At 70.8% G+C, this 23,985-nt stretch carries 22 protein-coding genes and 1 pseudogene; 15 read left to right on the top strand and 8 right to left on the bottom strand.

Translation table 11 applies throughout. From position 1 onward, the window contains the following. Positions 1 to 65 precede the first annotated feature (65 nt). The 7 genes and pseudogenes from VN779_RS17175 (at position 66) to VN779_RS17205 (ending at position 4,376) form a co-directional block, all read left to right on the top strand. Positions 66 to 290 carry a hypothetical protein gene (locus VN779_RS17175; protein ID WP_325724481.1) on the top strand — a complete coding sequence of 75 codons (225 nt, stop codon included), beginning with the start codon at positions 66 to 68 and terminating at the stop codon, positions 288 to 290. 163 nt (positions 291 to 453) lie between these two features. Further along, positions 454 to 897, top strand: a complete 444-nt coding sequence (locus VN779_RS17180; protein WP_325724483.1) for an SRPBCC family protein — start codon at positions 454 to 456, stop codon at positions 895 to 897. A gap of 4 nt (positions 898 to 901) precedes the next feature. After that, complete coding sequence (locus VN779_RS17185) at positions 902 to 1,231, top strand: TfoX/Sxy family protein (protein ID WP_325724485.1); 330 nt, start codon at positions 902 to 904, stop codon at positions 1,229 to 1,231. Further along, entirely contained in the window at positions 1,228 to 1,656 is a 429-nt protein-coding gene (locus VN779_RS17190; protein ID WP_325724487.1) for a helix-turn-helix domain-containing protein, read from the top strand. Before VN779_RS17185 ends, VN779_RS17190 begins: the two co-directional genes overlap by 4 nt. A 15-nt stretch (positions 1,657 to 1,671) precedes the next feature. Then, a pseudogene (locus tag VN779_RS17195) lies at positions 1,672 to 2,658 on the top strand (ABC transporter ATP-binding protein); the annotation flags it as partial. Positions 2,659 to 2,738: 80 nt separating this feature from the next. After that, a complete protein-coding gene (locus tag VN779_RS17200) occupies positions 2,739 to 3,527 on the top strand; it encodes an arylamine N-acetyltransferase family protein (protein ID WP_325724491.1) in 789 nt (262 codons plus the stop codon). Positions 3,528 to 3,752: 225 nt separating this feature from the next. Further along, complete coding sequence (locus VN779_RS17205) at positions 3,753 to 4,376, top strand: 2OG-Fe(II) oxygenase (protein WP_325724493.1); 624 nt, start codon at positions 3,753 to 3,755, stop codon at positions 4,374 to 4,376. Between the two features lie 147 nt (positions 4,377 to 4,523). Here the strand turns inward: VN779_RS17205 and VN779_RS17210 are convergent, their stop codons facing one another. From VN779_RS17210 to VN779_RS17245, 8 genes are read right to left on the bottom strand one after another with little or no spacing between them, the layout of a single operon-like run. Continuing rightward, a complete protein-coding gene (locus VN779_RS17210) occupies positions 4,524 to 5,138 on the bottom strand; it encodes a flavin reductase family protein (protein WP_325724495.1) in 615 nt (204 codons plus the stop codon). After that, complete coding sequence (locus VN779_RS17215; protein WP_325724497.1) at positions 5,135 to 6,226, bottom strand: MupA/Atu3671 family FMN-dependent luciferase-like monooxygenase; 1,092 nt, start codon at positions 6,224 to 6,226, stop codon at positions 5,135 to 5,137. The genes VN779_RS17210 and VN779_RS17215 overlap by 4 nt, the downstream gene beginning before the upstream one ends. Positions 6,227 to 6,274: 48 nt before the next feature. Beyond that, positions 6,275 to 9,565 (bottom strand): amino acid adenylation domain-containing protein, encoded by a 3,291-nt coding sequence (locus VN779_RS17220; RefSeq protein ID WP_325724499.1) that lies wholly within the window; start codon positions 9,563 to 9,565, stop codon positions 6,275 to 6,277. Between the two features lie 35 nt (positions 9,566 to 9,600). Next, on the bottom strand, positions 9,601 to 10,854 hold the full coding sequence (locus VN779_RS17225) for an MFS transporter (RefSeq protein ID WP_325724503.1): 1,254 nt from the start codon (positions 10,852 to 10,854) through the stop codon (positions 9,601 to 9,603). 43 nt (positions 10,855 to 10,897) lie between these two features. After that, entirely contained in the window at positions 10,898 to 11,581 is a 684-nt protein-coding gene (locus VN779_RS17230) for a 2OG-Fe(II) oxygenase (RefSeq protein ID WP_325724505.1), read from the bottom strand. Positions 11,582 to 11,638: 57 nt separating this feature from the next. Further along, positions 11,639 to 13,060 (bottom strand): aminobutyraldehyde dehydrogenase, encoded by a 1,422-nt coding sequence (locus VN779_RS17235; protein ID WP_325724507.1) that lies wholly within the window; start codon positions 13,058 to 13,060, stop codon positions 11,639 to 11,641. Continuing rightward, entirely contained in the window at positions 13,060 to 14,121 is a 1,062-nt protein-coding gene (gene truD, locus VN779_RS17240; RefSeq protein WP_325724510.1) for a tRNA pseudouridine(13) synthase TruD, read from the bottom strand. The genes VN779_RS17235 and truD overlap by 1 nt, the downstream gene beginning before the upstream one ends. Positions 14,122 to 14,131: 10 nt before the next feature. Continuing rightward, positions 14,132 to 15,520 (bottom strand): hypothetical protein, encoded by a 1,389-nt coding sequence (locus tag VN779_RS17245; RefSeq protein ID WP_325724512.1) that lies wholly within the window; start codon positions 15,518 to 15,520, stop codon positions 14,132 to 14,134. A gap of 288 nt (positions 15,521 to 15,808) precedes the next feature. On the opposite strand from VN779_RS17245, the gene VN779_RS17250 reads away from it, so the two are divergent. The 8 genes from VN779_RS17250 to VN779_RS17285 are packed head-to-tail and all read left to right on the top strand — an operon-like array spanning position 15,809 to position 23,978. Next, on the top strand, positions 15,809 to 16,882 hold the full coding sequence (locus VN779_RS17250) for an aminotransferase class I/II-fold pyridoxal phosphate-dependent enzyme (RefSeq protein ID WP_325724514.1): 1,074 nt from the start codon (positions 15,809 to 15,811) through the stop codon (positions 16,880 to 16,882). Then, positions 16,873 to 17,499 carry a 2OG-Fe(II) oxygenase family protein gene (locus tag VN779_RS17255; RefSeq protein WP_325724516.1) on the top strand — a complete coding sequence of 209 codons (627 nt, stop codon included), beginning with the start codon at positions 16,873 to 16,875 and terminating at the stop codon, positions 17,497 to 17,499. The genes VN779_RS17250 and VN779_RS17255 overlap by 10 nt, the downstream gene beginning before the upstream one ends. Next, positions 17,499 to 18,140, top strand: a complete 642-nt coding sequence (locus VN779_RS17260) for a hypothetical protein (protein ID WP_325724518.1) — start codon at positions 17,499 to 17,501, stop codon at positions 18,138 to 18,140. The genes VN779_RS17255 and VN779_RS17260 overlap by 1 nt, the downstream gene beginning before the upstream one ends. Beyond that, positions 18,140 to 19,543 carry a B12-binding domain-containing radical SAM protein gene (locus VN779_RS17265; protein WP_325724521.1) on the top strand — a complete coding sequence of 468 codons (1,404 nt, stop codon included), beginning with the start codon at positions 18,140 to 18,142 and terminating at the stop codon, positions 19,541 to 19,543. Before VN779_RS17260 ends, VN779_RS17265 begins: the two co-directional genes overlap by 1 nt. Beyond that, positions 19,540 to 20,274 carry a tyrosine-protein phosphatase gene (locus VN779_RS17270; protein ID WP_325724523.1) on the top strand — a complete coding sequence of 245 codons (735 nt, stop codon included), beginning with the start codon at positions 19,540 to 19,542 and terminating at the stop codon, positions 20,272 to 20,274. Before VN779_RS17265 ends, VN779_RS17270 begins: the two co-directional genes overlap by 4 nt. Before the next feature lie 10 nt (positions 20,275 to 20,284). Next, positions 20,285 to 21,271, top strand: a complete 987-nt coding sequence (locus VN779_RS17275) for a TauD/TfdA family dioxygenase (RefSeq protein ID WP_325724525.1) — start codon at positions 20,285 to 20,287, stop codon at positions 21,269 to 21,271. Further along, complete coding sequence (locus VN779_RS17280) at positions 21,268 to 22,617, top strand: aminotransferase class V-fold PLP-dependent enzyme (RefSeq protein ID WP_325724527.1); 1,350 nt, start codon at positions 21,268 to 21,270, stop codon at positions 22,615 to 22,617. The genes VN779_RS17275 and VN779_RS17280 overlap by 4 nt, the downstream gene beginning before the upstream one ends. After that, the gene (locus VN779_RS17285; RefSeq protein WP_325724529.1) at positions 22,614 to 23,978 is read left to right on the top strand and encodes a hypothetical protein; all 1,365 of its coding nucleotides are present in this window, start codon (positions 22,614 to 22,616) and stop codon (positions 23,976 to 23,978) included. Before VN779_RS17280 ends, VN779_RS17285 begins: the two co-directional genes overlap by 4 nt. Positions 23,979 to 23,985: the final 7 nt, after the last annotated feature.

Consider the following 23,985-nt stretch of genomic DNA (forward strand, 5'->3'; position numbering starts at 1 on the left):
GCTGGCCGACGGCTTTGCCGCGATTCCCGCGGGTCGAGGTCGAAGTCGCGGCAGGATGACCGCTCGTGCCGCTGCCTCCGGCCTATCTCGCGGTGAGCAACGTCTTCACGGCCCTTCGACTTGTGCCGATGAGCGATCGCGCCGCCGAGCCGATGGACTTCACCGGTCGGGTGATGCGCAACTTCATCTACCTCGACCCTGCCGGCGTGCCCGACGATGCCGAGTTAGGGGCGTGGCTGCGGCCCGCCGTCGCCGCGGTCGCGGCTCCCGGGCCGCCGCCGCCGCCGTGACCTTCACACTCACCAAGTCCGGTGGGCGTGGCTATCGGGCCCGGGGAGCGCAGCTGCGAGGGCGTCGGCCCGATGCCCGTCTCGCGCCGCGTGCTTGTGATTTGCAAGTAGACAGGTCATACTGCGCGGGAACCGTATACCTCTAAGGCAAGGTGCGTCGTTCATGGTGGAGATCACGGACCAGGTGACCGTGCAGGCCCCGGTCGAGCAGGTCTGGGCGGCTATCCAGGACCCCGGCAAGCACGTGACGTGGCATCCGTTCGCCACACGCATCGAGGGCGCACACACGCTGGGCGATACGCGCGAATGCAGCGTTCTGGTCGGGGGAAAGCCGGGTACAACCCGGGAGCGCTGCTCCACCTACGAGGAGGCGCGCGCGATCACATGGAGCGTCGAGCAGGACAGCAGCGGGTTCTCGCGCATGGTGTCGGACTGGCGCACCGGCTTCAGTCTCGAACCGCAGGGCTCCGGCGCGACGCTGGTGACCGCGCGCAGCCTGTTCACCCCACGGTTGCCCACGCGGCTGATGATGCCGATAATCCGGCGCAAGTTCCACCAGACCCAGCGCGCGATCCTGGGCGGGCTCAAGCAGTACGCGGAGCGCTGAGTTGATGCCCGCCGAGGTCCCCGACAGCGCCGCCGAGCGCTTCTACCAGTCCCAGCGCACAGCGCGGCTCGGCGACGCGTCGATCACGCAGAAGAAGATGTTCGGCACCACGGCGCTGTGCGTCGGCGGCAAGGTCTTCATGTTCCCCTGGCGCGGCACGCTGGTGGTCAAGATCCCGGCGGCGCGGGTCGAGGAGCTGATCGCCGCCGGGCACGCCGAGCGCTTCGACCCCGGCCACGGACGTACCAGCGCGACCTGGGCGGCCGTCTTCGCCGACGCGGGCGAGCAGTGGCCGCACCTGGCCGAGCAGGCGCGCTCGTTCGTCGCGGGATGAAGCGGCCCGAGCCGCGCTCGCACTGCCCGATCAGTTCGGCGCTGGACATCTTCGGTGACAAGTGGTCGCTGCTGGTCATGCGCGATCTGCTGTTTCGCAACAAGGCGCACTACCGCGAGTTCCTGGCCTCCGAGGAGGGCATCGCGACCAACATCCTGGCCGACCGCCTCGCCCGGCTTGAGGCGGCGGGTCTGATCGAGAGGACCGGCGAGGACCCGCGCAGCGGCAAACAGGCCTACCTCGCCACCGCGAAGGGCCAGGACCTGATCCCGCTGCTGCTGCAGATGATGCTCTGGAGCGTGCGACACGATCCGCGCACCACGGCACCCGACGCGCTGATCGCACACCTGGAGGCCGACCTGGACGCGGCGGCGCGTGCCATTCGGCGCGAAGGGGGCGTCCAGGCGTTCCTCGAATCCCTGTGACGCGCGGCCTGCCAGCTGGCGGTCACGCTTGCCGCGCGAGGCCAGGGGGTGGCGGCGATCGTGGTCGTCTTCGCCTACTACTCGGGCGCGACGCGGGTCATGTTCGACTTCACCCGGATCTATCGCAATCTGGAAAGCGCGATGACCGAGGCCGCGCAGTTCACCGCCCTGCTGCGCACACCGGCGACCGTGCTCGACCCACCGGTGCCCGTGCCGCTGCGCTCCCGGCCCGCCGAGATCCGATTCGAGCGGGTGACTTTCGGCTACGGCAGCGGCGAGCCGCTCTTCGACGAGCTCGACCTGACCGTGCCCGCCGGCACCAGAATCGGGCTGGTAGGCCGCTCCGGCGGCGGCAAGAGCACGCTGACCAGACTGCTGCTGCGGATGACCGACATCGACGGCGGCAGCATCCTAATCGGCGGCCAAGACATCCGCGACCTGCGCCAAGCCGACCTGCGCAGCCAGATCGCCTATGTGCCCCAGGATCCTGCGATGTTCCACCGCTCGCTGCGCGAGAACATCGCGTTCGCCCGGCCGGATGCCACCGAGGCCGAGATCCACCGCGCAGCCGAGGCCGCGCACGTCGCCGAGTTCGTCAACAGCCTCCCGGACGGTTACGACACGATGGTGGGCGAACGCGGGGTGAAACTCTCCGGTGGGCAACGCCAGCGCGTCGCCCTGGCCCGAGCCATCCTGCGCGATGCCCCGATCCTGCTGCTGGACGAGGCAACCAGCGCCCTGGATTCCGAGAGCGAGAGCCTCGTCCAAGAGGCGCTGTGGCGGCTGATGCAAGGGCGCACCGCGCTGGTGGTGGCACACCGCCTCAGCACCGTCGCCGACATGGACCGGCTCATCGTGCTCGACCGCGGCCGGATCATCGAGCAGGGCACCCACCACGAACTGCTCGCCGCCGAGGGCGCCTATGCGAAACTCTGGCAACACCAGTCAGGCGGTTTCCTCACCGACACCGACACACCCGCGCAAGTAGGCGCCACCGCCTGATCTCGCGGAGAGTCACGGACGGCACCGCCGGGCGCGCATGCGGCGCGGTAAGTCGCCTCTAACCTGGGATAACCGATCACATGAACGAAGCGTCCGTCACCGCATACCTCGAGCGCATCGGCCTGCCGCGTCCCGACCGTCCCGACGCGGAGTACCTGCGCCGCCTACATGGTCAGCACCTGCACACGGTGCCGTTCGAAAATCTGAGCATCCACCTTGGTGAGGACGTGCCCTTAGAGGAGGACGCGCTCTTCGACAAGATCGTCACGCGGCGGCGCGGCGGCTACTGCTATGAGCTGAACGGGCTGCTTGCGGCGCTGCTGCGCGCGCTGGGCTATCGGGTGAGCCTGCTGGCCGTGCGCGTACACGGCGAGCACGGCTTCGGCCCGCCGTTCGACCACCTCGCGCTGTGCGTCGACCTCGCCGAGCCGTGGCTGGTGGACGTCGGCTTCGGCCGGCACACCGAGTTCCCGCTGCGCCTGGATGACCGCGAGGAGCAGAAAGATCCCGGCGGCGTCTTCCGCATCCAGACGACAGCCGACGGCGACCTCGACGTCTACCGAGACGGCACGGCGCAGTACCGCATCGAGCAGCGTCCGCGCGAGCTCGCGGATTTCACCATCGCGCACGGGTTCCAGCGGTACGCCCCCGCGTCCCATTTCACGCACTCGCCGTTCTGCACCATCCTCACAGACACCGGCATGATCACCTTGGCGGGCCGCAGGCTGATCACTACCACGCGAGGCGCCGAGCGCAGAGAAGAAACCCTGGAAACCGACGCGCAGGTGCTCGCCGCGTACCGCTCACACTTCGGCATCACGCTCGACCACGTACCCGACCACAGACAGGCGACAACCGACGACACCTGACATCAGGCGGCTGACACGCTCCCGATCCGGCGAATCGTCCGGCAGCTCTTGTGCGATGCGAGCGTTGGTCCCCGGTCCTGTGGCGGTCGTCGGCGCACTCGTGACCCTCCGGGCCGGCGTTCAACTGCTGTCCGGCCGCTCTGTTCGAACGCTCGCGGCGCTGTCCATGCTGGTGCGATAGCGGGGCCACGGCTCCGGTACACCGCCTGGACGGAGGGGAACGCCATGATCAACACCGAGGCCGTCTTCGAGCGCTTCGAACACCCGTACTCATATTCCCTGGTCAGCGGACTGCTCTCGGCCGAGGACCTGTCGAGGCTCAACGCCGAGTTGCCGCCCTGGGATCTGTTCCGGCGCCTGGTGAAAGAAGGGCCCGAGTACGACAAGCACTACCGCATGTGGCTGATGGACCTCTACGACGAGCAAGGGCGCGCCGCCGGGACCGAGAAGCTGCCGGCCGCCTGGGCCGAGTTGCTCGACGACCTGCTGTCGCCGCAGTTCGCCGCCGCCCTCGAGCGGGGCCTTGGCGTGGATCTGGCCGGCCTCGGGCTGACGCTGGGCATCTACCGATACATAGACGGCGACTACACCACCGTGTCCGTGGGCAAGTCGACGAAGGTCGTGCACTTCGCGTTCTACTTGAACGATTCGTGGATCGATGCAGAGGGCGGCCACATGCACCTGTGGGCGGCCAAGGACGCCATGGAGCCAGCCGTGTCCATCGTTCCCGTCGGCGGAACCGCGGCGGTGATGTCGCCCAGCGAGGTGACATGGCACAACATCGGGAAGATCACGACCGGTACCGCGAAGGACCGGATCAACATCATGGTCGAGTACTGGAAGAACTAGGCAGCGGCTCCGTAGCCCTCGCACCGGCGATCACCACGCCCTGACCTCGTGATCCTCAACGTAGCGACGCGCTTGATCTTGCCGATGGCGACCGATGCGTTATTCGAGGAGGAAATCGTTGCGCGATTGCGCAACGGGAGAGGGTATTTAGGCAGGACGGCGTGTGGGCAGCCGGTGGAACCCGCCGCGGTGGAAGATCAGCGCCTCCGCCGCGGTCGGCGCGCCGTGCGTAAAGCCGACGACCTCGCCCACGAAGATCGAGTGGTCGCCGCCGCGGTGCACATCGGTCAGCCGGCATTCGAGCCGGGCGAGGGCCCCGGCGAGCAGGGGGACGCCGGTCTGCGGGCCCGGGTGCCAGGCTATGCCGTCGAACTCGGCGGCGCCGCGCGGGCGGGTGCGGTCAGCGAAGTAGCACGCGTGCCCTTCCTGGTCGGCGGCCAGCACGCTGACGCCGAAGACCCGCGCTCGCAGCACGGCCGCGTGCATGGCAGCACTCTGCGCGACGCAGACGAGCGCGAGCGGCGGGTCCATCGACAGCGAGGTGAAGGCGTTCGCCGTCATACCGCAGGGCGCGTGGGTCTGCGAGGTCATCACAGTGACGCCGGTGGCGAACTGGGCGAACGCGGCACGCAGGGCCTTGGTGTCCAGCTTCGCAGTGGGATCCAGCTTCGCAGTGGGATCTAGCTGCGCAGTGGTGTTCAGCGGCGGGCACAGAGCGTCGCTCATACTGGTGCTGGTGCTGGTGCTGGTGCTCGTGCTCATCGCGCGGCTCCGGATGCCGAGGCAAGCGGCGTGACGTGTTGTTCGGTACGAAAGTCCCGGCAGGCGTCCTTGAGAGCCGCCAGGTGCTTCAGGCTGCCGAGCACGGCGTCAGGGTCCGGCACGAAGTCGATGAGACAGGCCAGTTCGTCCACGCCCAGCCCGGCGAGCTTGCGGACCAGCGGTGTGACGCCGTCCACGGTGCCGAACAGTCCTCCGGCGTCGAAGAAGCGGTCGAATGAGTGCTCGATGAGGAAGTCGACGTCCTCGTCGCCCAGCTCGGCCGGGTCGACCGTTCCCAGCAGGTCGCCCGCGGCGGCCACCCACAGACCCAGGGAACTGCGAAGGTAGGCGCTGAAGGGTTCGTACACCGTCTCGCGCACCGACGCGCGATCCGTACCGAGGAAGGTGTGCAGCATGAGCACCACATGACCCGGACCGCCGTGCGCCTCGGCGTGCAGTCGGCGGTATTCGCCGATCTTGGCCGGCAGGTCGTCGAGGTCCTGTCCCAGCAGGTGCGTGAGCACGCCGGTGCCCAGCCGGCCGGCGGCGCGGAAGGTCTCGATATTCCCCGAGCTGGTGAGCCAAGCGGGCAGGTTTGGCTGGACCGGCGTCGGAAACGTGCGGACCGTCGCCGGTTCGCCCCTGCCGTCCGCGACCTGCGCGGGTTCACCCCGCCACAGCCGCCGCACCTGCTCGATCGTGCGCGCCACGACATCGCGGCGGTCGGCGAAGTTCTCCGGCCGCAGGGCGAAGTCGGTCGCGTGCCACCCGGATGCGAAGGAAATGCCCGCGCGGCCGCCGGAGAGGTTGTCAATCACCGACCATTCCTCGGCGATACGGGCCGGGTGATGCAGTGGCGCCACCACGCTGCCCGCTCGCACGCCGATCCGCCGGGTGACCGCCGCGACCGCCGCTCCGGTTACCGCAGGGTTCGGATATAGGCCGCCGAACTCGTGGAAGTGCCGCTCGGGGGTCCACACCGCGGCGAACCCCGCGTCGTCGGCGAATCGGGCGCCCTGCAGCAGCAGACGGTAGCGATCGAGCCCGGACCCGCTGTGGTCCGCGAAGTAGAACAGGCTGAAGTCCACGGTTGTCTCCCACTTTCCGCGTTGCAGGGCGCCGGGTCGGCCGCCCGATCAGCTGCGGCTCGGGCCGGCGCTGCTTTCCAGCGCCGCCAACGGCCGGCCGGCCTCGGTGAGCCCTTGGGTGACGGCCACCGCGAACGCCCCGAGTACCGGCGCACGGAACAGAGTGCGGACCGGCAGCTTGACTCCGGTGTGCCGCTCTACCTCCCGCATCGCCCGGATGGCGAGCAGCGAGTGTCCGCCGATTTGGAAGAAGTTGTCGTCGATGCCGACCTGCGGGCGGTCGAGCAGCTGCTTCCAGACGTCGGCCAGCAGCCGCTCTGCCGGGGTCGACGGGGCCGCGTGCGGGCCGCCCGAACGCAGCTGCGCAGGCGTCGGCAGGGCTTTGCGATCCACCTTGCCAACCGGCGAGCGCGGGATCTCGGCGATGGCGAGCAGCGCGGTCGGGACGAGGAAGCTGGGCAGCCGCTCCTGCACGAACGAGCGCACCGCATCGAGGTCGGCGCCCGCGGGCCCGGCGACGAGGTATCCGACCAGTTCCGGTGCCCCGGCGACGTTCTCCTTCACCGCGACGACGGCCGAGGCCACGTCGGGGTGGCGCTCCAGAGCTGCTTCGATCTCGCCGAGCTCGATGCGCACTCCGCGGATCTTCACCTGGTTGTCGACCCGGCCGAGGAATTCGATCTGGCCGTCAAAGCCCCAGCGCGCCATGTCGCCGGTGCGGTACATCACCGCGCCGGGCGCGTGCGGGTTCGGCAGGAAGCGCTGCGCGGTCAGTTCCGGGCGGTCCAGATAGCCATCCGCGACGCAGGGCCCTGAGACGTGCAGCTCGCCTGGCACGCCGATCGGGGCGATCCGGCCGTGCCGGTCGAGGATATCGACGCGGGTGCTGAAGACGGGGCGGCCGATGGTGATCGGCTCGGGGTGGTCCCGGCGCAGGTGCTGCGCGGTGACGAAGACGGTCGTCTCGGTCGGGCCGTAGAGGTGCCAGACGTCTGTCACGTCTGAGCGCCGGAAGATGTCGGCCAGGAGCTGGTCGCTCAGGTGCTCGCCGCCGACCGTGATGGTGCGCAGCCCCTTCGGCAGCCGGTTGTGCCGCAGGAACTCGGCGAGGACCGACGGCACGAGGTTCATCAACGTGACGCCGTCGAACTCGGCGCAGTCCTCGGGCACGGCCAGCAGGCCCTCGGTCAGGCGCAGCCGGCCGCCGGACAGCAGCGGCGGCCAGATGTCCATGGCCGAGACGTCGAAGGAGAAGGCGATGGTCCCGAACACGCGGCGGAACGCGTCCGCGCCGATCGCCTCGATGAACCAGTCGAGGTACCAGCTCAGGTTCCGGTGCAGGGTCCGCACACCCTTGGGACGTCCGGTCGATCCAGACGTGTACATGACGTAGACGAGGTTGTCCGGCCCGGCGGCGGGCGGTACGGGCGCTTCGGAGACCCGCGCGAGCTCGTCGGCGTCACGATCGACGAGCACCGCGCGCGCCGCATGCGTCGCGCCGAACAGCGGCAGCAGCCCCTCGCGCGTGATGAGAACGGGCGCCCCGGAGTCTTCGAGCACGTACGTGAGGCGTTCGGCCGGGTAGGTCGGATCCAGCGGCAGGTACGCGCCCCCGGCCTTGAGGATGGCCAGGATCGCCGTCACGGCCTCGATGCCGCGCTCCAGGGACATGCCGACCGGGACGTCGGGCCCGACGCCAAGGTCGCGCAGATGATTCGCGAGGCGGGTCGACGCGAGATCCAACTGCGCGTAGGTGACCCGTCTGCCGGGCTCCTCGACCGCGACGGCATGCGGGGTCCGGACGGCCTGGCGGGCGAACAAGTCGTGCACCATCGCCGTCGGCGCGGGCCGCGACTCGCCCTGCCAGTCGCGCTCCAGCAGGCCGCGCTCGTGCTCGGTCATCATCGGCAACTGCGCCACCGGACCTGACGCCCCGTCCGCGATCGCGCGGAGCACTTCGGCCACATGCCCGGCCAGGTAGTGCATGCGAGCACTGTCATAAAGGTCGGTCGCGTAGTCGAGGCGGATCCACAGGTCGCCGACGGCCGACCGCGCACACCGCACCCACAGGTCGAGCCGCTGGTCAACGCCGGCCGCCTCGATGGCTGCCGCCGCGTGGCAACCGAGCGCGCCGTCGATCCCGGCGCCATCCTGCGCCGTGACTTCGACCCCGATCTGGAAGACCGGATGCCGGCTGCTGTCGCGCGGTCCGGTCGCCTGCTGCGCGATCCGCGGGAACGGCGTGGCGGCGTGCGCCAGGGCGTTGTCCCGCTCGGCGCGGACCGCCGCGAGCAGCGCCGGGACCTCGGCGGCGCCGGATATCTCGAGGGTCACCGGAACAAGGTCGCAGAAGGGCCCCACGACGTGCTCGAGTTCCGGCGCGGGCCGTCCGTCGTGCGCCAGGCCGAGGGTCACCTGGTCGCTCGCGGCATGCCGCGCGACCACTACTGCGGTCGCGGCCAGCAACGCGGTTTCGAGGTCGGTGCCGGCGTCGTCGGCGGCGCGTTCAAGCCGCTGCACGGCGCGCTGCTCAATCACGGCCTCGACCCGGTCGCTGCGGAAGGACATCGTCGCCGGCCGGGTGTGGTCGACCGGAAGTTCCGCGCTCGCTGCGGCGGCGACGCATTCACGCCAGTAACTGTCGAGCCGGTTGCCGTACGGTCCGTCGAGCAGGGCGCGCTGTTGGGCGGCGTATTCGGCATAGGAGGAGTCGAGAGCCGCGAGCCGAGGGCTCTCCCCCGCACGCCGCGACGCGTACAACGCGTTCAGATCACGGACCAGGATGGTCATCGACCGCTGATCCGCGATCGACGGATGCGCCGTCAGACTCAGCAGGTGATCGTCGGGGCCGAGGAGGTCCAGACGAGCATGGAACAAGGGGGCCGACTCGTCGAAGGCGTGCCGGGTTTGCTCGGCGACGATGCGCGCCACCCGGCTTTCCGGATCCTGCGCGGCGTCTTCGGAGGCGTTCACGACCAGGAGCGGATCCGCAGGCGGCGCGGCGATCTCCTGTTCGAGCCGCCCTTCGGCGAGGACGAACACCGTGCGCAGCGCCTCGTGCCGCGCCACCAGGTCGGCGACCGCCGCGCGCAGCGCCGCGAGGTCGATGACGCCTTTGATCCGCAGCGCGACGAGATGGGCGGCGGCCAGCGCGGCGCGGTCAGCAGCCGGACATTGCGTCGCCGCCGAGTTAGTCGCGGCGCGGCCTGTCGTCGCGGAGCCGGCCGCGGCGCGGTCGCGCCACTGGTCCAGGAACCACCACTGCTCCTGGGTCCAGGAGGCCGGGAATCGTTTGAGCGTCGACGCGGCCGCTGCCTGCGTTACTTGGATGTGGCTCATCTCTCGTGCCTCCGGGCATCCGGGGCGGCCGGCCGTCAGGCGCGCAATGCTCCCGCCGGCAGCCGCGGTGTCACGTAGATCAGGATCGGGATGGTAAGCAGGACCAGGGCGGACAGCCCCAGCCACAGGAAGCCGTAGCCGGCCGCGAGCAGGCCGGTGCACACGGCCGGCGCCAGCACGTTCGCGGCGCCCCACGAGGTCTGGAACAGGGCGCTGTAGCGGCCGGCCAGCCCTTTTGGCGCGGCCTGGTTGGCGGCGGCCGTCATCAGCGGCGCGAACAGCGCTTCGGCGATCACTCCGACGATCGACGAGGCCAGCACGATCACGATCACCCAGGGCTTGGACAGGCCTTGCCCCGGGAGCATCAGGACGAAAGCCGCCGTGAACACCACCGCGGACACGGCGATCACCCGCCAGCGCGCCGTGCGCTCGCCGAGCCGGACCGCCGGATTCTGCACCGCCGCGAGCACCACGTTGCCGACCACGATCGAGCCGCCGGGCAGCCACAGCGGACCGTGCAGCACCGACAGCGCCACCAGGGGAAGGATGACGACGAAGCTGGAAGCCGCGAGCGCGAGCAGGAGTTGCGCGACGCACAGCAATACGTAGCCGCGGTCGCGCAGGACTCGTCCCCAGGTGGCCGGCTGCGCGGGGGTCGCGTCGTCCTCGCCGCCGCCGGCCGGCCTGGCCTCAAGCCTGCGGGCCACCGGGAAGACGATGAGCGCGGTGACCGCGAAGGTTAGGGCATTGAGATAGGACACCGCGTGCAGCCCGCGTACGCTTCCGGCGAGCGGCGTGGCCAGCGCGGCGCCGACGCCGAGTCCCACGATGCGGATGACGCTCTGCGTCCCGAGCAGGCGGTCCAGTTGCCGGCCGGAGGCGATCCGGCCGAGCAGTGGCGAGTTAGCGGTCCAGAACATCCGGTCGGCCGCCGCCGTGACCATGGCCAGCAACGCCACCTGCCATGCCGCGTTCACGAGCGGGTATAGCACGAAGGTGGCGGTGCGCAGCACATTGCTCGCGCCGAGCGCCGGCGCGCAGCCGCTGCGGTCCACGAGCGTCCCGGTGAACGGCCCGAACGCCAGGCCGATGACGCCGCCGAGGGTGAGCGCCAGACCGACCTGCGCCACGGCCAGGTGCTGGCCCCTGGTGAAGAAGATCAGGCCGAACGGCATCCACAGGCCGCTGCCCAGCGCGTCGATCGCGACGCCGATGAGATACGGCCGGGAGCCGCGCGGCCGGGCCGGTTCGTCGACGGCTTCCGGCCGCCCTTCGGTTTGCGTCTGCATGGCTCTTGGTCCGTTCGGGTGGGGTGCGTAGACAGCCGGTTTGTCAGTTCACGACTTTACTGGTGATCTCCGTCTCCGCAGGCCGCCGGCGGTAGCGTGTCTGCCAGTCCTCGAACCAGAACTCCAGTTGAACGGTCAGCCGGATGACCGCGCCGCCGGTGTCGACCCGGGAGACCGAGTGCCAGGACTGGTCCCCAGGCGGGAAGGCCAGAAACTGGCCGGCGCGCGGGGCGATGCGGCGCACCGGTTCGACGGAGGGGTCGCCGCTGACGCGGACCTCGTACTCTCCGCCGCTGCCGGCCGGCCAGTCGCTGTTGAGGTACAGGATCGCGGTGATCGCCTTGTTCGGTTTGTCCTTGTGGCAGGAGATGAAGTCACCGTCGACGTGCGTGTACACGCCGATGTCCAGCGGCAGCCCGCGCAACTGGAGCCCGGTGCCGGCTTCGAGCCAGTCCATGAACTGCTCGCTGCGCAGGTCACGCAGCAATTCGGCCCACTCTGGGGACAGCGCGGTCGCGGCGTCCGAGCTCTCGCCGTCGCGCACGAGGTAGACCAGGTTCATCCGGTACTGCTTCTCGTGGTTCGGGTCGACCTGGGCGATCTGCTCGGCGTTGAGCAGCGGAGCGGTCGCGTACAGAGCGTCCGCCTGTTGCGGTGTCAGCAGCCCGTGGGCGAGGTGGATGGTGAACGGTTCCTCGACGTGGTCGATCGCGGTCGTGGTCAGCAACTTTCTGGTCCCTTCCCTCGTCGGTGCGGCCGAGCCTGGTTGTCTCGGCCGGGAGAGTCAGTCGGCTTCCATGACGTGCTTGATCCGGGTGTGGTCCTCCAGCGCGTAGCCGGACAGGTCCTTGCCGTAGCCGGATTCCTTGCAGCCGCCGTGCGGCATCTCCGCCGCGAAGCGCAGATGGGTGTTGATCCACACGCAGCCGGCGGCCAGGTCGCGGGCGAACCGTTTGGCCGTCGGCCGGTGCGTGGTCCAGACGCTCGCGGCCAGCCCTTGCGGCACGCCGTTGGCAAGAGCGAGGGCCTCATCAGCCGAGGCGAAGCTCTGCACGGTCAATACCGGCCCGAAGATCTCTTCCTGCACGAGTTCGTCGTCCTGGCGCAGGCCGGTGATCACGGTCGGCGCGAAGAAGTAGCCGCTGCGCTTGACGCGCTCCCCGCCTGTCAGCACCTTGGCGTATGCCGGGGCGCGGGCGATCAGGCCGGCCATCCGGGCCAGTTGCGCGGCGTTGTTGAGCGGCCCGTAGTCGGCCGCCGGGTCGGACGGCGGTCCGGTTCGCGTCGCCTTGGCGCGCTCGACCAGCCGGCCGAGCAAGTCGTCGAGGATGTCCTCGTGTATCAGCACCCTGCTCGCGGCGACGCAGTCCTGTCCGGCGTTGAAGAACCCCGCCTGCGTGATGCCTTCGGCCGCGGCGTCGAGTCGCGCGTCGGGGAAGACGATCGCGGGCGCGTTGCCACCCAATTCCAGGTGCAGCCGCTTGAGGGCCGGCCCCGCCGCGGCGGCCACCTCACGGCCGGCCCGGACGCTGCCGGTCAGCGAGACCATCTCCACCTCGGGGTGCGCGGCGAGCAGCGCGCCGGTGTCCCGGTCGCCGCAGATGACGTTCAGCGTTCCCGGCGGCAGGTGGCGTGCGGCGACGGCGGCCAGCCGCAGCGTGGTCAGCGGCGTCGTCTCGGCGGGTTTGAGCACGACGGTGTTGCCGGTCGCGATCGCCGGCCCCAGCTTCCAGACCGCCATCTGCAGCGGGTAGTTCCACGGCGTGATCTGCGCGCACACGCCGACGGGCTCGCGGCTGACCGAGGAGGTGTACCCGGCGAGGTACTCCCCTTCCGGACGGCCGGCCATGGTGCGGGCCGCGCCGGCGAAGAACCGCAGCTGATCCACCGCCGGCGCGATCTCCTCGTTCAGGGTGAGCTCGCGTGGCTTGCCGGTGTTCGCGACTTCGAGGTCAGCGAACTCCTGCGCCGCGCGCTCCACGTCGTCGGCGATCCGCAGCAGCGCCTGGGCGCGGTCGGCGGGAGTGCTCTGCCGCCAGATCGGCGCGGCGTCCTTCGCGGCGCGCACCGCCCGGTCGACCTCGGTTTCCCTGGACCGCGGCGCCAGCGCGATGGGCTCCTCGGTCGCCGGATCGAGGATCGTCGAGTATTGCGATCCCTCGGGTGCGGCCGCGGCTGCGCCGATGAAGTTCTCCAGCCGCCGCATCACCGCTCACCCGCGCGGAACCGGAGGGCGAGTTGGCGGATCGCGCCCGTCGCGTAGCTGCCGGACGGCAGGAAGAAGCTCAGCGGGACGGCGCATCGGCCGGGGAAGTACGGATCCGGCGTGTCGGCCCCTACCTCGACCGTGGTCTGCACGACGGTCGGGCGCGGGGAGAGGCGGCTGGTGACGGCGCCGTCGCGGAAGGCGTACTTGGTGAACGGCAATTCCCGCGCGGCGCCCAGCACCGCCGCGGCCGCGTCGTCGGAATCGACATAGCGGTAGTCCATGCCGTCCAGCTCGATGTCAATGTGCTGCTGCGGGCAGGCATGCGCGACCACGTCCGCCAAGTCGGCGTTCCACTGCGCGGACGCGTGCGCGGCGAGGTAGAACGAGGTGGTCCTGGGATCGAGCGCCGCGAAGAAGTCGCGCGCGGTGCCGCGCCAGTCGGCGGCGAGCCCGCTCTCGGGCGCGTCGAGGCCGATCAGGACGCTCAGTGCGGTGTGCCAGTCCTCGTCGAGCAGTGCGCCGCCCAGGACGTGCGTGAGTTTCGGGCCGCCGGGGACGCCGAAGCGCTGCGTGTCGTAAAAGTTGAGGAAGAGCAGGTTGATCTTGCGGGCGGCGGACAGGGTCGCGGCCTCGGCCGGCGAGAGGTCGCGCAAAGTGACCCGGAAGCCGTTTCCCTCAAGTCGGCCGATCTCCAGCGGCCCGTCCCCAAGTCCGTACGGCAGGAGTTCGAGCCAGCGTTCCGCGTCCCGCCAGAAGCGCCGTGCCGGGAGGTGGCCGGCGGGAAGGGCGACGAGTTGTTCGGTGATGCCGTCCTCGTCCTTCAAACCGGCGTACGTGATGTCCCGCGCGGCCAACGCCAGGCGGTCGGCCAGCAGCCGCACGGCCTCCATGGTGGTGTAGCCGGACTTGCGCAACAACGAGTACTGATGGGTCGCCGCCTTCTCGTCGACGAGGTCGACCACGACGTTCTCGCGTACCAGGAAGTCCCCGGGCACGTGCTTGAGTACGGGTTCTGCCACGGTCGTCCGGTCCATGCTGAGCAGGGTGTTCTCGGCCACGGTTACTCCCTCAGACGGGGCGGACGGTGAGATCGGCGCCCAGGCGGCGCAGCGCGCCCGGCAGGTCGGCGTAGCCGCGGGCCAAGTGCCCGGTGCCGCGCAGCGAGGTGGTGCCCGGCACGCCGAGGGCGGCCAGCAGCAGGACCGCCGCCGCGCGCAGGTCGCCGGCCACGAGACTGCGGCCGACACGATATGGCGGCCGCACACCGTGGACGGTCAGCGTGTTGCCGCTCACCTGCGCTGTCATGCCGAGTTCCGCGAGGCCCCCGGCGTACCCGAACCGCTGGCCCCAGACGGTCTCGGTGATACGCGACTGGCCCTGGGCGTGCGCGGCCAGCAACGCGATGAACGGCTGGCTGTCGCTGTAGACGCCGTGCGAGGCGATGACGCAATCGACCGGCTCGAGGTGATCGGCCGGGTGTACCGTGACCGACCGGTCGGTGGTGTCGATGTGCAGCCCCATCGTGGTAAGCACGTCCAGTTCGGGAGCCAGTGCCCTGACGGCCCGGTGCATCCCGGCGCCGGTCGCGGTCAGCGGACCGTCGCCGTAGAGCGCGCCCGCGCACAGCCAGGTGACTACCTCGATGAGGTCGGGGATCAGGGTCTGCGTCGTGTCCCGGTCCAGCGCCGCGCTGCCGCGCCCGCGCACGATCACGCTCCCGCCCCGCGACCTCTCGACGTCCGCGCCGAAGTCGCGCAGCATGTCGGCCAGGTCGGTGAAGTCAGGCTTCGGGTACGGGTGCCGCAGGACGCTGACGCCCTCGGCGACCGCCGCGGCCAGCAGCGCCATCTTGGCGGCGCCGGAGTACAGCGGCCCGGTCATCGCGGCGCGGTCGGCGGCGTAGTCGAGCAGGTCGATCTCGGTGCCGCGCAGCGTGCCGGCGGCTACCTCCAGGTCACCGCCCGGCAGCGCGCGGGCGTCGGCGCCGAAGCGTTCCAGGACACTGACATATTGCGCCACCGGCCGGTGCTGCGCGGGTCCGTCGCCGATCCGGCAGCCGCCGCCGGCCGGGATCACGGCCCGGCCGGTCTTGGCCAGCAGCGCGGGAGCCAGATACACGGAACCGTGGATCCGGCCCGCGTCGAGCGTGGCGATCGACGAGCAGGCCAAGCCGCCGGCGTCGATGGTCAGCACGTCGCCGTCCCGCTCGGCGCGCGCGCCGAAGCCGCGCAGCAGCTCGGTCAGGACCCGGGTCTCGACGATGTCCGGGCAGCCGGCGATCCGGACCGTTCCGGTGCCGGCCGCCGCCGCGGCCACGAGGGTGACCAGGCAGTGCTTGAAACCGGAAACGGCGGTCGTGCCGCGCAGCCTGCGGCCGCCGCGGACCACGAGTTCGGCGTCGTCCGCCCGCTCCCGCGGCGCGGCGGGCCGCTGCGCCGTCATTTCCAGATTGACCACTGAATATCCTCAGAAAGGTCGAGAAAGGCATCGGAGAAATCACCGCTGTGATGCTTGTCCGCGCTATGGGCGCTGCTTTAAGCGGGATTCCCAGCAAGGTTGGCAACGCCTCGTGGGGCGGTCAAATACCCGGTTTGAACACTTCAGAGAATCCGGAACCCCGGTTCTCACCTGGCGTGTTCAACCGATGACGGGCAACGGTTGTTCTCCCCGCCGCCATTTCCCTAACCTGCCGGATGTGAGCACGTCGCCGTGCTTCATTCCGACTTCTCGGGGAGCGGATTCGCAATGCCCACGCTCATTCACGCCACCCGCCGCGCCGTCGACCATCGCGTCAATCTCAGCAGCAACGAGCTGCTGAGCCGGTCGCTGCCCGCGGTTCACGCCGCCGCGGCGGCCGGGCTCACCTCGGCGCTGCTGAGCCGGTACCCGGTCAGCACCGAGACGGCTTCACGGCTAGCCGAGTACTTCGGCGCCGGCCCGGATGAACTGCTGATGACCCCAGGGTCGGACGCCGCGCTGCGGCACATCTGCGCCTTCCACGCCCGGGGCGGCGGCACGACCATCCTGTCGCAGGACCCGAACTACGCGGCCTGGGACCAGGCGGCCGGTTCGCTGGGCCTGACGCTGCGGCCGGCCCGAGCCGACCGGGCCGATCCGGCGGTGCAGGGCAAGGACCTCAAGCGGCTGGCCGAATCAACGTCGGGCGCGCTGATCGCGGTGAGTGTGCCCAACGGGTTCTCCGGCGGCTGCGTCGAGGATGCGGACCTGGACGAGCTGGCCGCCATCGCCGCCGAGCGGGGTCACCTCCTGGTCATCGATGCCTGCTATCAGGCGTTCAACGGCCCGCTGACCGCTCAGTTCGCCCGGCGCGGCGGGCCGGTGCTCGTCGTCCAATCGCTGTCGAAGTCGCACGGTCTGGCCGGAGCGCGCATCGCGGTGCTCGGCGGCGACGCCGCGCTGATCGCCCGCCTCGAGGCGGGCCCGCTGGAGAACGCGGTATCCGGGGCGGCTTTCCTGGCCGCGCACACCGCGCTGGACCACCACGACGCGTTGGCCGCTATCTGGGCCGAGACCTGCCGCACCCGCGAGCACTGCGCAGAGCGCCTGCGCCGCGCGGGGCTGTCCCCGCTGCCGTCCTCGGCCAACTTCGTGTCCGTTCCGGTCGGCACCGAGGCACAGGCGGCCGCGGTGGTGCAGCTGGTCTCGGAAGCCGGATACCGAATCAGGGATCTGTCGCCATTGCCCGGTCTCGGCGGCTGCGTGCGCTTCACCGTCGCCGACCCCGAGACCGCCGACGCCTTCCTCGACGCGCTCGAGCGTGCCGTGACCCGGATCAAGGAGGCACCGACATGCCGCTGATCAACCCGGCCTGGACCCGGGCCGCCGCGAGCGACCGGCCGTTTCGCTGGCTGCGAATCGAGCCCGGCGTGCTGTTCGACGAGGCGAACGCCGCCCGGCTGTCCCGCGAGTTCCCCACCCGGTCCTTCGTGCGCCGCGAGGTCGACACTCCGGGTTCGGCCAAGACGTACCGGAACTACTCCCGCACCCTGGTCGGACCCGACGTGCCGGCCGGCGCACCGCCGCTGCCGGAGATCTGGCAGCGTCTTGTCGCGGAGCTGCTCGACGACGGCTATCGCGACGCGGTGGCGAAGATTCTCGGGCAGCCGCCCGCCGCGCAGCTGGAGATCCGCCTGGCGCGGCACGGTCGCACCGACTGGCTCAGCCCGCACACCGACCGCCCCGACAAGGCCTTCAGCCATCTCATATACCTGAATCCGCAGTGGCACGAAGAGTGGGGCGGCTGTCTGCAGATCCTCGCCAGCGCCGACCCCGCCGACGTCGTGGCGCAGGTTGTGCCCCGGCTTGGCGTCTCAGCCCTCTTTGAACGCACCGACTACTCCTGGCACCAGGTGAGCGCGGTCGCCGCCGCCGCACCGAGTGACCGGATCTCGCTGCTCATCCACGGGCGTGTCTGATGACGCCTGTCACGCCGAGCCGACTGCTGGTGCTGGGCTGCCCTGGCTCAGGGAAGACCACACTCGCCCGCACGCTCGCCGCCTGCACAGGGCTGCCACTGCACCATCTCGACGACGCGTATTGGGGCGAGGACTGGGCCCGGCTCGGCTCCGCGCAGTGGCTGCTTCGCCAGCGCGAATTGGCCGCGGGCCCGGCCTGGATCATCGAAGGCAACTACCTCGACTCGATTCCAGTGCGAGCCGACCGCGCCGACGCCGTGGTGCTCGTCGACGCCCCTACACACCGCTGTCTGTATCGCGCCGTCGCACGCGTAGCACGCATCCGCCGTGGCGGCTACGCGGCACTTCCCGAGCGAGTGCGGGCGCAGGCCGCCGCCGGGATCAAGGTCCGCGCGACCAAGGACTTCGGCGCCCTCGTGCGCAAGATCCTGCGATTCCGGCGGCGGGACTGGTGGTCGGTAATGGCCGCGGCGCGGACCAACCCGTCCTGCGCTCTGTTCGTCGCCGTGGGCCGCGGATTCCTGCCAGGCCACCGCGCCGCTCTTCGCAGGGGCCTGCGAGCGCGCGGCATCGCGGCCTCGGTGCTTCCGCTCGCCGCCGTTGCGCCGCTGTTCGGCGGTGCTCTCGAAAGGACTCGATGATGCGCATACTGGTGACCTGGCCTCCCCAGGTGCCCAGCTACTTCAACGCGGGGCACCACCTGCCTGTCTTCAGCATCGCCGCCTACCTGCGCGCCAAGGGCCATACCGTGGACGCCCTGGACGCCGGCGCGCTCAATTGCAGCTGGAAGGAGTTCGCGGACCAGGTGTTCCAGGGCGGCTACCAGGCCGTCGTGCTGGTCAACGAGTACGACGCGGTCGAAGGGGTGCGGCGGGCCGCGGACTACTGCCGGCAACTGGCGCCCGACGCGCTGACCGTGACGGTCGGGCGGCTCAGCTATCAGAACCCTGGATTCTTTCGGACGCTGGAGCTTGACGCCGTCGTCGCCGGCGGCGACTACGAGGCCGGCGTTCAGGCCGCGCTGGAGTGGGCCGAACGCGGCCGGCCGGATGGGGCGCGCGCTCCCGGCGTATGGCTGCGCGGTGCCGACGGCTGGTCCGAGCCCGGCGGCCCGGGGATCTGGCTGCCTGCCGAATCGTGGGTGCTTCCGGACGTCGGCGAGATCCCCTATGCGGCATATGAGAGCCTTTACAAGAACGACGACAACCGGTTCTGCGGGATTCCACAGCGCCGCGAGCTGGTGGTGCCGGTCGCCCGCGGATGCCCGGTGGGCTGCGACTTCTGCGACGTGCCGCCGATGCAGGGGCTGCGTGAGCGGCGCATGACCGCACAGCGGGCCGTGGACTACATCCGGGACAGCTTCGCGGATCACCCCTTCGAATACGTGGCCTTCTACGCCCCGACCTTCACCTTGGACCGGCGCTGGGTGCGCGAGCTGTGCCGACTGCTGAGTGCCGAACCGCGTCGCTATCCGTGGAAGTGCGCCACCACGCTGCATCACCTGGACGAGGACCTGGTGCGCACGATGGCGGCCGGCGGCTGCGTGCGGATCAGCGTCGGCGTGGAGACCTTCGACGTGGACGCCGCCGGGCAGCTGCCACGCGTGAAACGCCAGGGCCAGACCCGCTTCGAGCAGGTGCTCGGCTGGTGCCGGTCCGCGGGAATCGAGCTGAACTGCTTCGTCATCGTCGGCCTGCCCGGCACGACGCCGGCCGGGACCGCGCGCACCATCGAGGCCATCGACGCCGCGGGCGCGCGAGTTCGGCCGACCGTGTACACGCCGTACCACCTGATGCGCCCTGAGATGACCGAGCGCGAGATCAGCGGCTTCAACCGGCAGACCTTCGTCGATCCGGACGAGATCCGCGCCGCCGGATTCGCGCCGGGAGACTTCTTGCAGCACGTGTTCGGGGGCAGCGGATACGTCACGCCGTCGCCGCAGCGGGTCGGCTCGATCGTGACCGCGCCGGGCGAGGACGACGCGGAATCCGGCCGCACGACGCGCGACGAGGCCGCCGCGCCGATCCTGGCAAGCGCGCGATGAGCGCGTCGCCGCGGCAGCTGCTGGCGGGCCTGCTGCCCAACCTCCGCGACTGCGGCGGACTGGGCACCGAGGACGGCCGGGTACTGCGCAGCCGCTGCCTCCTGCGGTCGGCCGCGCTGGTCGGGCTGCCGACGGCGACGCTGACCGCTTTCCTCGACACCGTCGGCACCGGGACCTACTTCGACCTGCGCACTGACGCGGAGATCGAGCGCGACGGGAGCCCGGGCGCGCTCATCGACGCAGGGTGGCGATGGGAGCGGGTCTCCATCGACGACGGGAACAGCGGTGGTGGATCGGCGGCGGACATCGCGCGTCGGTCAATCGCGGCGATTCCGAAGTACCTGGCGGCGGCCGAACGCGTCGCCGCCTCGCTGGGGCCGCGCCCCGTCGTGGTCGCCTGCGCGGCCGGCAAGGACCGCACCGGGATGGTCACCGCGATCACGCTGCACCGGCTCGGGATCCGGCGCGCGCAGATCCTCGAGGACTTCACCCTGAGCAACAGCTGCCTGCGCGAGGGGCGGGCGTTGCTGCCCGCCCGATGGCAGAACCCTGACCACGACATCCATCCTGTGGACGCGACCGTGTGCGCGGCCGTCCTGGACCGGTTGCCGGCGACCCGCGCTCCCCGGCGGCGCGCCGACATCAGTCCCCTGACCTTTCCTGCACCGCTGCCCGGAGACTCGGCCGCGTCCCCGGACGCGACCGTGGCGGCGGCGGCGCGGCGACGCTGAGGAGCCTGCGATGCCAACTACTGAGGATGCCGGCAGTGACTTCACACGACGCCGCGCCGCCGCATTGCTTTCGGCGGCGGCCCGCGATCTCGCGGACCGCGGGGCGAGCGCGGACGACCTCTTCCCGCGCCACCTGACCGCCGTGCCGGCCGACCTCGCCGCGGCGGTGCGCGCGGCGATCGCCCGGCCGGACCCGACGGCCGGCTGGTCGGTGTCCTGCGGCCTGCTGGCCGGGTTCCCCGATCCCGGCCCCACGCCGGAGAGCTGGCGTAAGGCCGGGGCGCACGACACCGCGCAGCTCGACATCGCGATCGCGCTGATCGCCGCGAGCCTCGGCCGGGTGTTCGGCTGGGCCGGCCAGCAGGACGGCCGGCTGGTGCACAACATCGTGCCGAGTCCCGGCGACGAGAACCTGCAGGTCGGTTCGAGCAGCCTCACCGAGCTGGCCTGGCACTGCGAGGACTCGTTCCACCCGCGCCGCGCCGAATTGCTGCTGCTGGTCTGCGTACGCGATGACGACGAGCTGGGCAGCCGCGTCTCCAGCGTGCGCCGCGCCGAGCTGAGCGAGCCGGAGATCGCGCTGCTGTCCGCTCCGAGCGCGGTGATCGTGCCCGACGACTCGTATCCCGCCGATTGGGCGGGCGACGACGTGCGCACCGCGACCGTCTGGGCCTCGCCTGACGGGCTGTGCATCCGGTACGACCCGGCCTACACCCGCTTCCCCGAGCCGAGCGCCGAACTCGCCGCCGCCTACCGCCGCCTCGGCGAGGAGCTGGACCGCTGCGCCGAGACCGTCGCGCTCGGCCAGGGCGACGTGCTGCTGATCGACAACGACGTGGCCGTGCATGGGCGGCTGCCGTTCAAGCCGCGTTACGACGGCACCGACCGCTGGCTCAAGCGGACCATGGTCCGGCTGCCGCGGCAGCGTCCGGAGAGCGGCAAGGGCGGGTTCGGCCAGCGGCTGATCGAGCCGCAGCCCGCCGAGGGGGCTCGATGAGCACCCTGACTGACGAGGAGCCGGGCAAGGACGCTGTCGTCACCGGCGACCAGGCCCCCGCCGGGGAGGTTGACTCGGCTCGCGCGGACAGCTCGGGCGGCGAGTCTGGCGCGGGCGGCGCGGGCGGCCTCTGGCCGGCGCTCGGCTCCCGCTCGCTCGACCGTGAACTGGCCAAGCCGCTGCCGCAGCAGTTCCCCGGCTGGCGCGCCGGCTCACACCGGTTCGACGGACCGGGCGGCACGCTCGTCCATGCCGCCGTGCGCGACGTGATGGCGTCCTACCTGGGTGGGCCGGACGTCGCCAACGACCACGGTGCCTTCCCGGCCAGCCACGAGTCCGACGCGATCGTCGCAGGGACCTGCCGTCGGTTGCGGGCCCTGTTCGGCGCCCGGGACGGCTGCTTCGTGTTCGGCCAGGGCATGACCACGCTAACGACAACGTTCGTGCGTTCCCTGACATCGACGCTCGGCGCCCGTGACGAGCTGGTCATCACCGAGCTCGATCACGAGGCCGACCGCGCGCCGTGGCAGGCGCTGGCCGCGGCGCGCGGACTGACCGTCCGCGAAGCGCCGATGTCGCCGTCCGGACTGCTGCCGGCCGAAGCCGTCCTTGATCGGATCAGCGCACGTACTAAGTGGGTGGCGGTCACCGCCGCGTCCAATGCGCTCGGTACCGTTCCAGACCTCGCCGCGATCATCAAGGGCGCGCATCGGGCCGGCGCCCGCGTGTTCGTCGACGCCGTACAGGCGGTGGCGCATCAGTGCATTGACATTGCGGCGCTCGGCTGTGACGCGTTCGTCACCGCGGCGTACAAGTGGTATGGCCCACATTGCGGAGTGCTCTGGATCAGTGACGAGATCGCAGACGGTGCGCACCTTCCGGAGCAGGTGCCCTCGGCCGGCACGCTGCCGCCCGGCCAGCTCAGCCTCGGCACGACGAACTTCGAGGCGGTCTTGGGCACGGGGGTCGCGGCGGAACTGCTCACCCGCTGGGACCGGGACGGTATCGCCGTCGCCGAGCAGCAGCTGACCGCGCAACTACTGGCGGGACTGGACACGATCCCCGAAGTGCGCGTGCTCGGTCCCGGTCCGTCGCCGGTCCGCTCCCCCGTCGTCACGTTCCAAATCCGCGGCCTGCCTGCCGAACGGGCCGCGGCGCTGTTGGGTCAGCGCGGGATCTCGGTGTGGCACGGGACGTTCTACGCAGGCAGCGCGATGCGCGCGGTCTCGCGAGACAACCCCGAGGCCGTGCGCGCGGGCATCGCCGCTTACACGACGCAGGCCGACGTACAGATCCTCGTGGACGCGGTCGCGGCCCTGGCCGCCGGACGATGGGAGTCGCCGTGAAGATCGCGAGGCTGGTCCCGGTGCTGGACGAACTGCGGGCGCGCTGGGCAGGGCGCGCGGTTCTGGCGCTCACACAGAAGTTCGGACGCGGTGATCAAGGCCTGATCGACGAGCTCGAGGCGCTCGGCGCGCGGGTCGCCGCCGTGGTCAACGCCGGTCCGCCGGAGCCGGGCGCCCCGGTGGTCGAGCGCTTGTGGACGTGCGCGCCGCGGCGGCTGAACAACATGGAGTTCGACGCCTACCTTGCTGATCCGCCGCAGGAGTTCGCCGACTGGCTGCGCACCGTGGATCCCGCGGGCGATCTCACCGTGCTCGGCAACCCTTTCACCCATGTGCCCGAGGTGCTCGGCCGCCGCGTCTACGGCTGGCGCCGGCCGCAGTGGGCGGCGCTGGAGGACAAGACGGCGATCGACGCGTTCTGGCAGTCCGCCGCGGTGCCCGCGCCACCGCACGCGGTGCTGCCGGTCGACTCGCCGGATATCGCAGACCACTTCGACGAGTTGCGCGGTCCGCTGGGCGCGATCCTGGCGATGGACTCGACGCGTACTTATGTCGGAAACGCCGAGGGTCTGCGCTGGGTGCGATCAGTCGCCGAACTGGCCACCGCCGTGGACGCCTGCCGCGGCAGCACCGACCGGATCCGGCTCGCATCGTTCGTCCCGGGCGTCCCGTGCAGCATCCTCGGCATGGTCCTGGAGCGCGGGGTGGCGGTCTTCGACCCCATCGAGATCGTGACGCTGCGCGACGCGGCGGCCGGCGCGCTGGTCTTCTGCGGCAGCTCGACCGCCTGGCGTCCAGGGTTCGAGGCAATCGAGGAGATGCGCCGGCATGTGCACGGGGCCGGACTCGCCCTCGGCGAGGACGTAGGATTCCGCGGCTTCTTCAGCGTGGACGGGATCTGGGGCGGGCACGGCTTCTCGGCCACCGAACTCAATCCGCGCCATGCTTCAGGCCTGGGCCTGCGGACGGCTTGGCCACGCTTCCCGGCGTACATGTTCCAGCGCGCCGTGCAGGAAGGCGACGCCTCGGTCGCCGATGTGCGGCCCGATGATCTGGAGCTCGCGCTGCGCCCGGTGATCCGCGCGCATCCTTCCCTGTCGGTGCGCGTGCCCGCGCCCAGCGTCCCGGGTCGCGTGGCGATCGAGGACACGCTGGAGATCGCCGTCGCGGACAAGCCTGCTACGTGGCGGCAGGCGATTCGCTATCGCGCCCGTGCGGGTGCAGCGGCGCTCGTGTCGGTCGAACCGGCGCTGCCCGACGGCACCGTTGGACCGGCCGCCGCGGCGCTGGCGCGCGAGCTGGGTGCCACCGGGCTGACCAGCTTCCGCGACGACCAGGTCGGCGTCCTCGCCAGGCAATGAGGCCCGA

It is taken from the genome of Actinocrinis sp. (assembly GCF_035605935.1).
GTDB lineage: Bacteria > Actinomycetota > Actinomycetes > Streptomycetales > Catenulisporaceae > Actinocrinis.

Excerpts from the sequence above, each read along its gene's own strand:
- VN779_RS17260 (WP_325724518.1), top strand. The coding sequence starts at position 17,499 with ATGACGCCTGTCACGCCGAGCCGACTGCTGGTGCTGGGCTGCCCTGGC.
- VN779_RS17250 (WP_325724514.1), top strand. The coding sequence starts at position 15,809 with ATGCCCACGCTCATTCACGCCACCCGCCGCGCCGTCGACCATCGCGTC.
- VN779_RS17280 (WP_325724527.1), top strand. The coding sequence starts at position 21,268 with ATGAGCACCCTGACTGACGAGGAGCCGGGCAAGGACGCTGTCGTCACC.
- VN779_RS17265 (WP_325724521.1), top strand. The coding sequence starts at position 18,140 with ATGCGCATACTGGTGACCTGGCCTCCCCAGGTGCCCAGCTACTTCAAC.
- VN779_RS17185 (WP_325724485.1), top strand. The coding sequence starts at position 902 with ATGCCCGCCGAGGTCCCCGACAGCGCCGCCGAGCGCTTCTACCAGTCC.
- VN779_RS17275 (WP_325724525.1), top strand. The coding sequence starts at position 20,285 with ATGCCAACTACTGAGGATGCCGGCAGTGACTTCACACGACGCCGCGCC.
- VN779_RS17205 (WP_325724493.1), top strand. The coding sequence starts at position 3,753 with ATGATCAACACCGAGGCCGTCTTCGAGCGCTTCGAACACCCGTACTCA.
- VN779_RS17235 (WP_325724507.1), bottom strand. The coding sequence starts at position 13,060 with ATGCGGCGGCTGGAGAACTTCATCGGCGCAGCCGCGGCCGCACCCGAG.
- VN779_RS17190 (WP_325724487.1), top strand. The coding sequence starts at position 1,228 with ATGAAGCGGCCCGAGCCGCGCTCGCACTGCCCGATCAGTTCGGCGCTG.
- VN779_RS17220 (WP_325724499.1), bottom strand. The coding sequence starts at position 9,565 with ATGAGCCACATCCAAGTAACGCAGGCAGCGGCCGCGTCGACGCTCAAA.
- VN779_RS17255 (WP_325724516.1), top strand. The coding sequence starts at position 16,873 with ATGCCGCTGATCAACCCGGCCTGGACCCGGGCCGCCGCGAGCGACCGG.
- VN779_RS17180 (WP_325724483.1), top strand. The coding sequence starts at position 454 with ATGGTGGAGATCACGGACCAGGTGACCGTGCAGGCCCCGGTCGAGCAG.
- VN779_RS17200 (WP_325724491.1), top strand. The coding sequence starts at position 2,739 with ATGAACGAAGCGTCCGTCACCGCATACCTCGAGCGCATCGGCCTGCCG.
- VN779_RS17225 (WP_325724503.1), bottom strand. The coding sequence starts at position 10,854 with ATGCAGACGCAAACCGAAGGGCGGCCGGAAGCCGTCGACGAACCGGCC.
- VN779_RS17210 (WP_325724495.1), bottom strand. The coding sequence starts at position 5,138 with ATGAGCACGAGCACCAGCACCAGCACCAGCACCAGTATGAGCGACGCT.
- VN779_RS17270 (WP_325724523.1), top strand. The coding sequence starts at position 19,540 with ATGAGCGCGTCGCCGCGGCAGCTGCTGGCGGGCCTGCTGCCCAACCTC.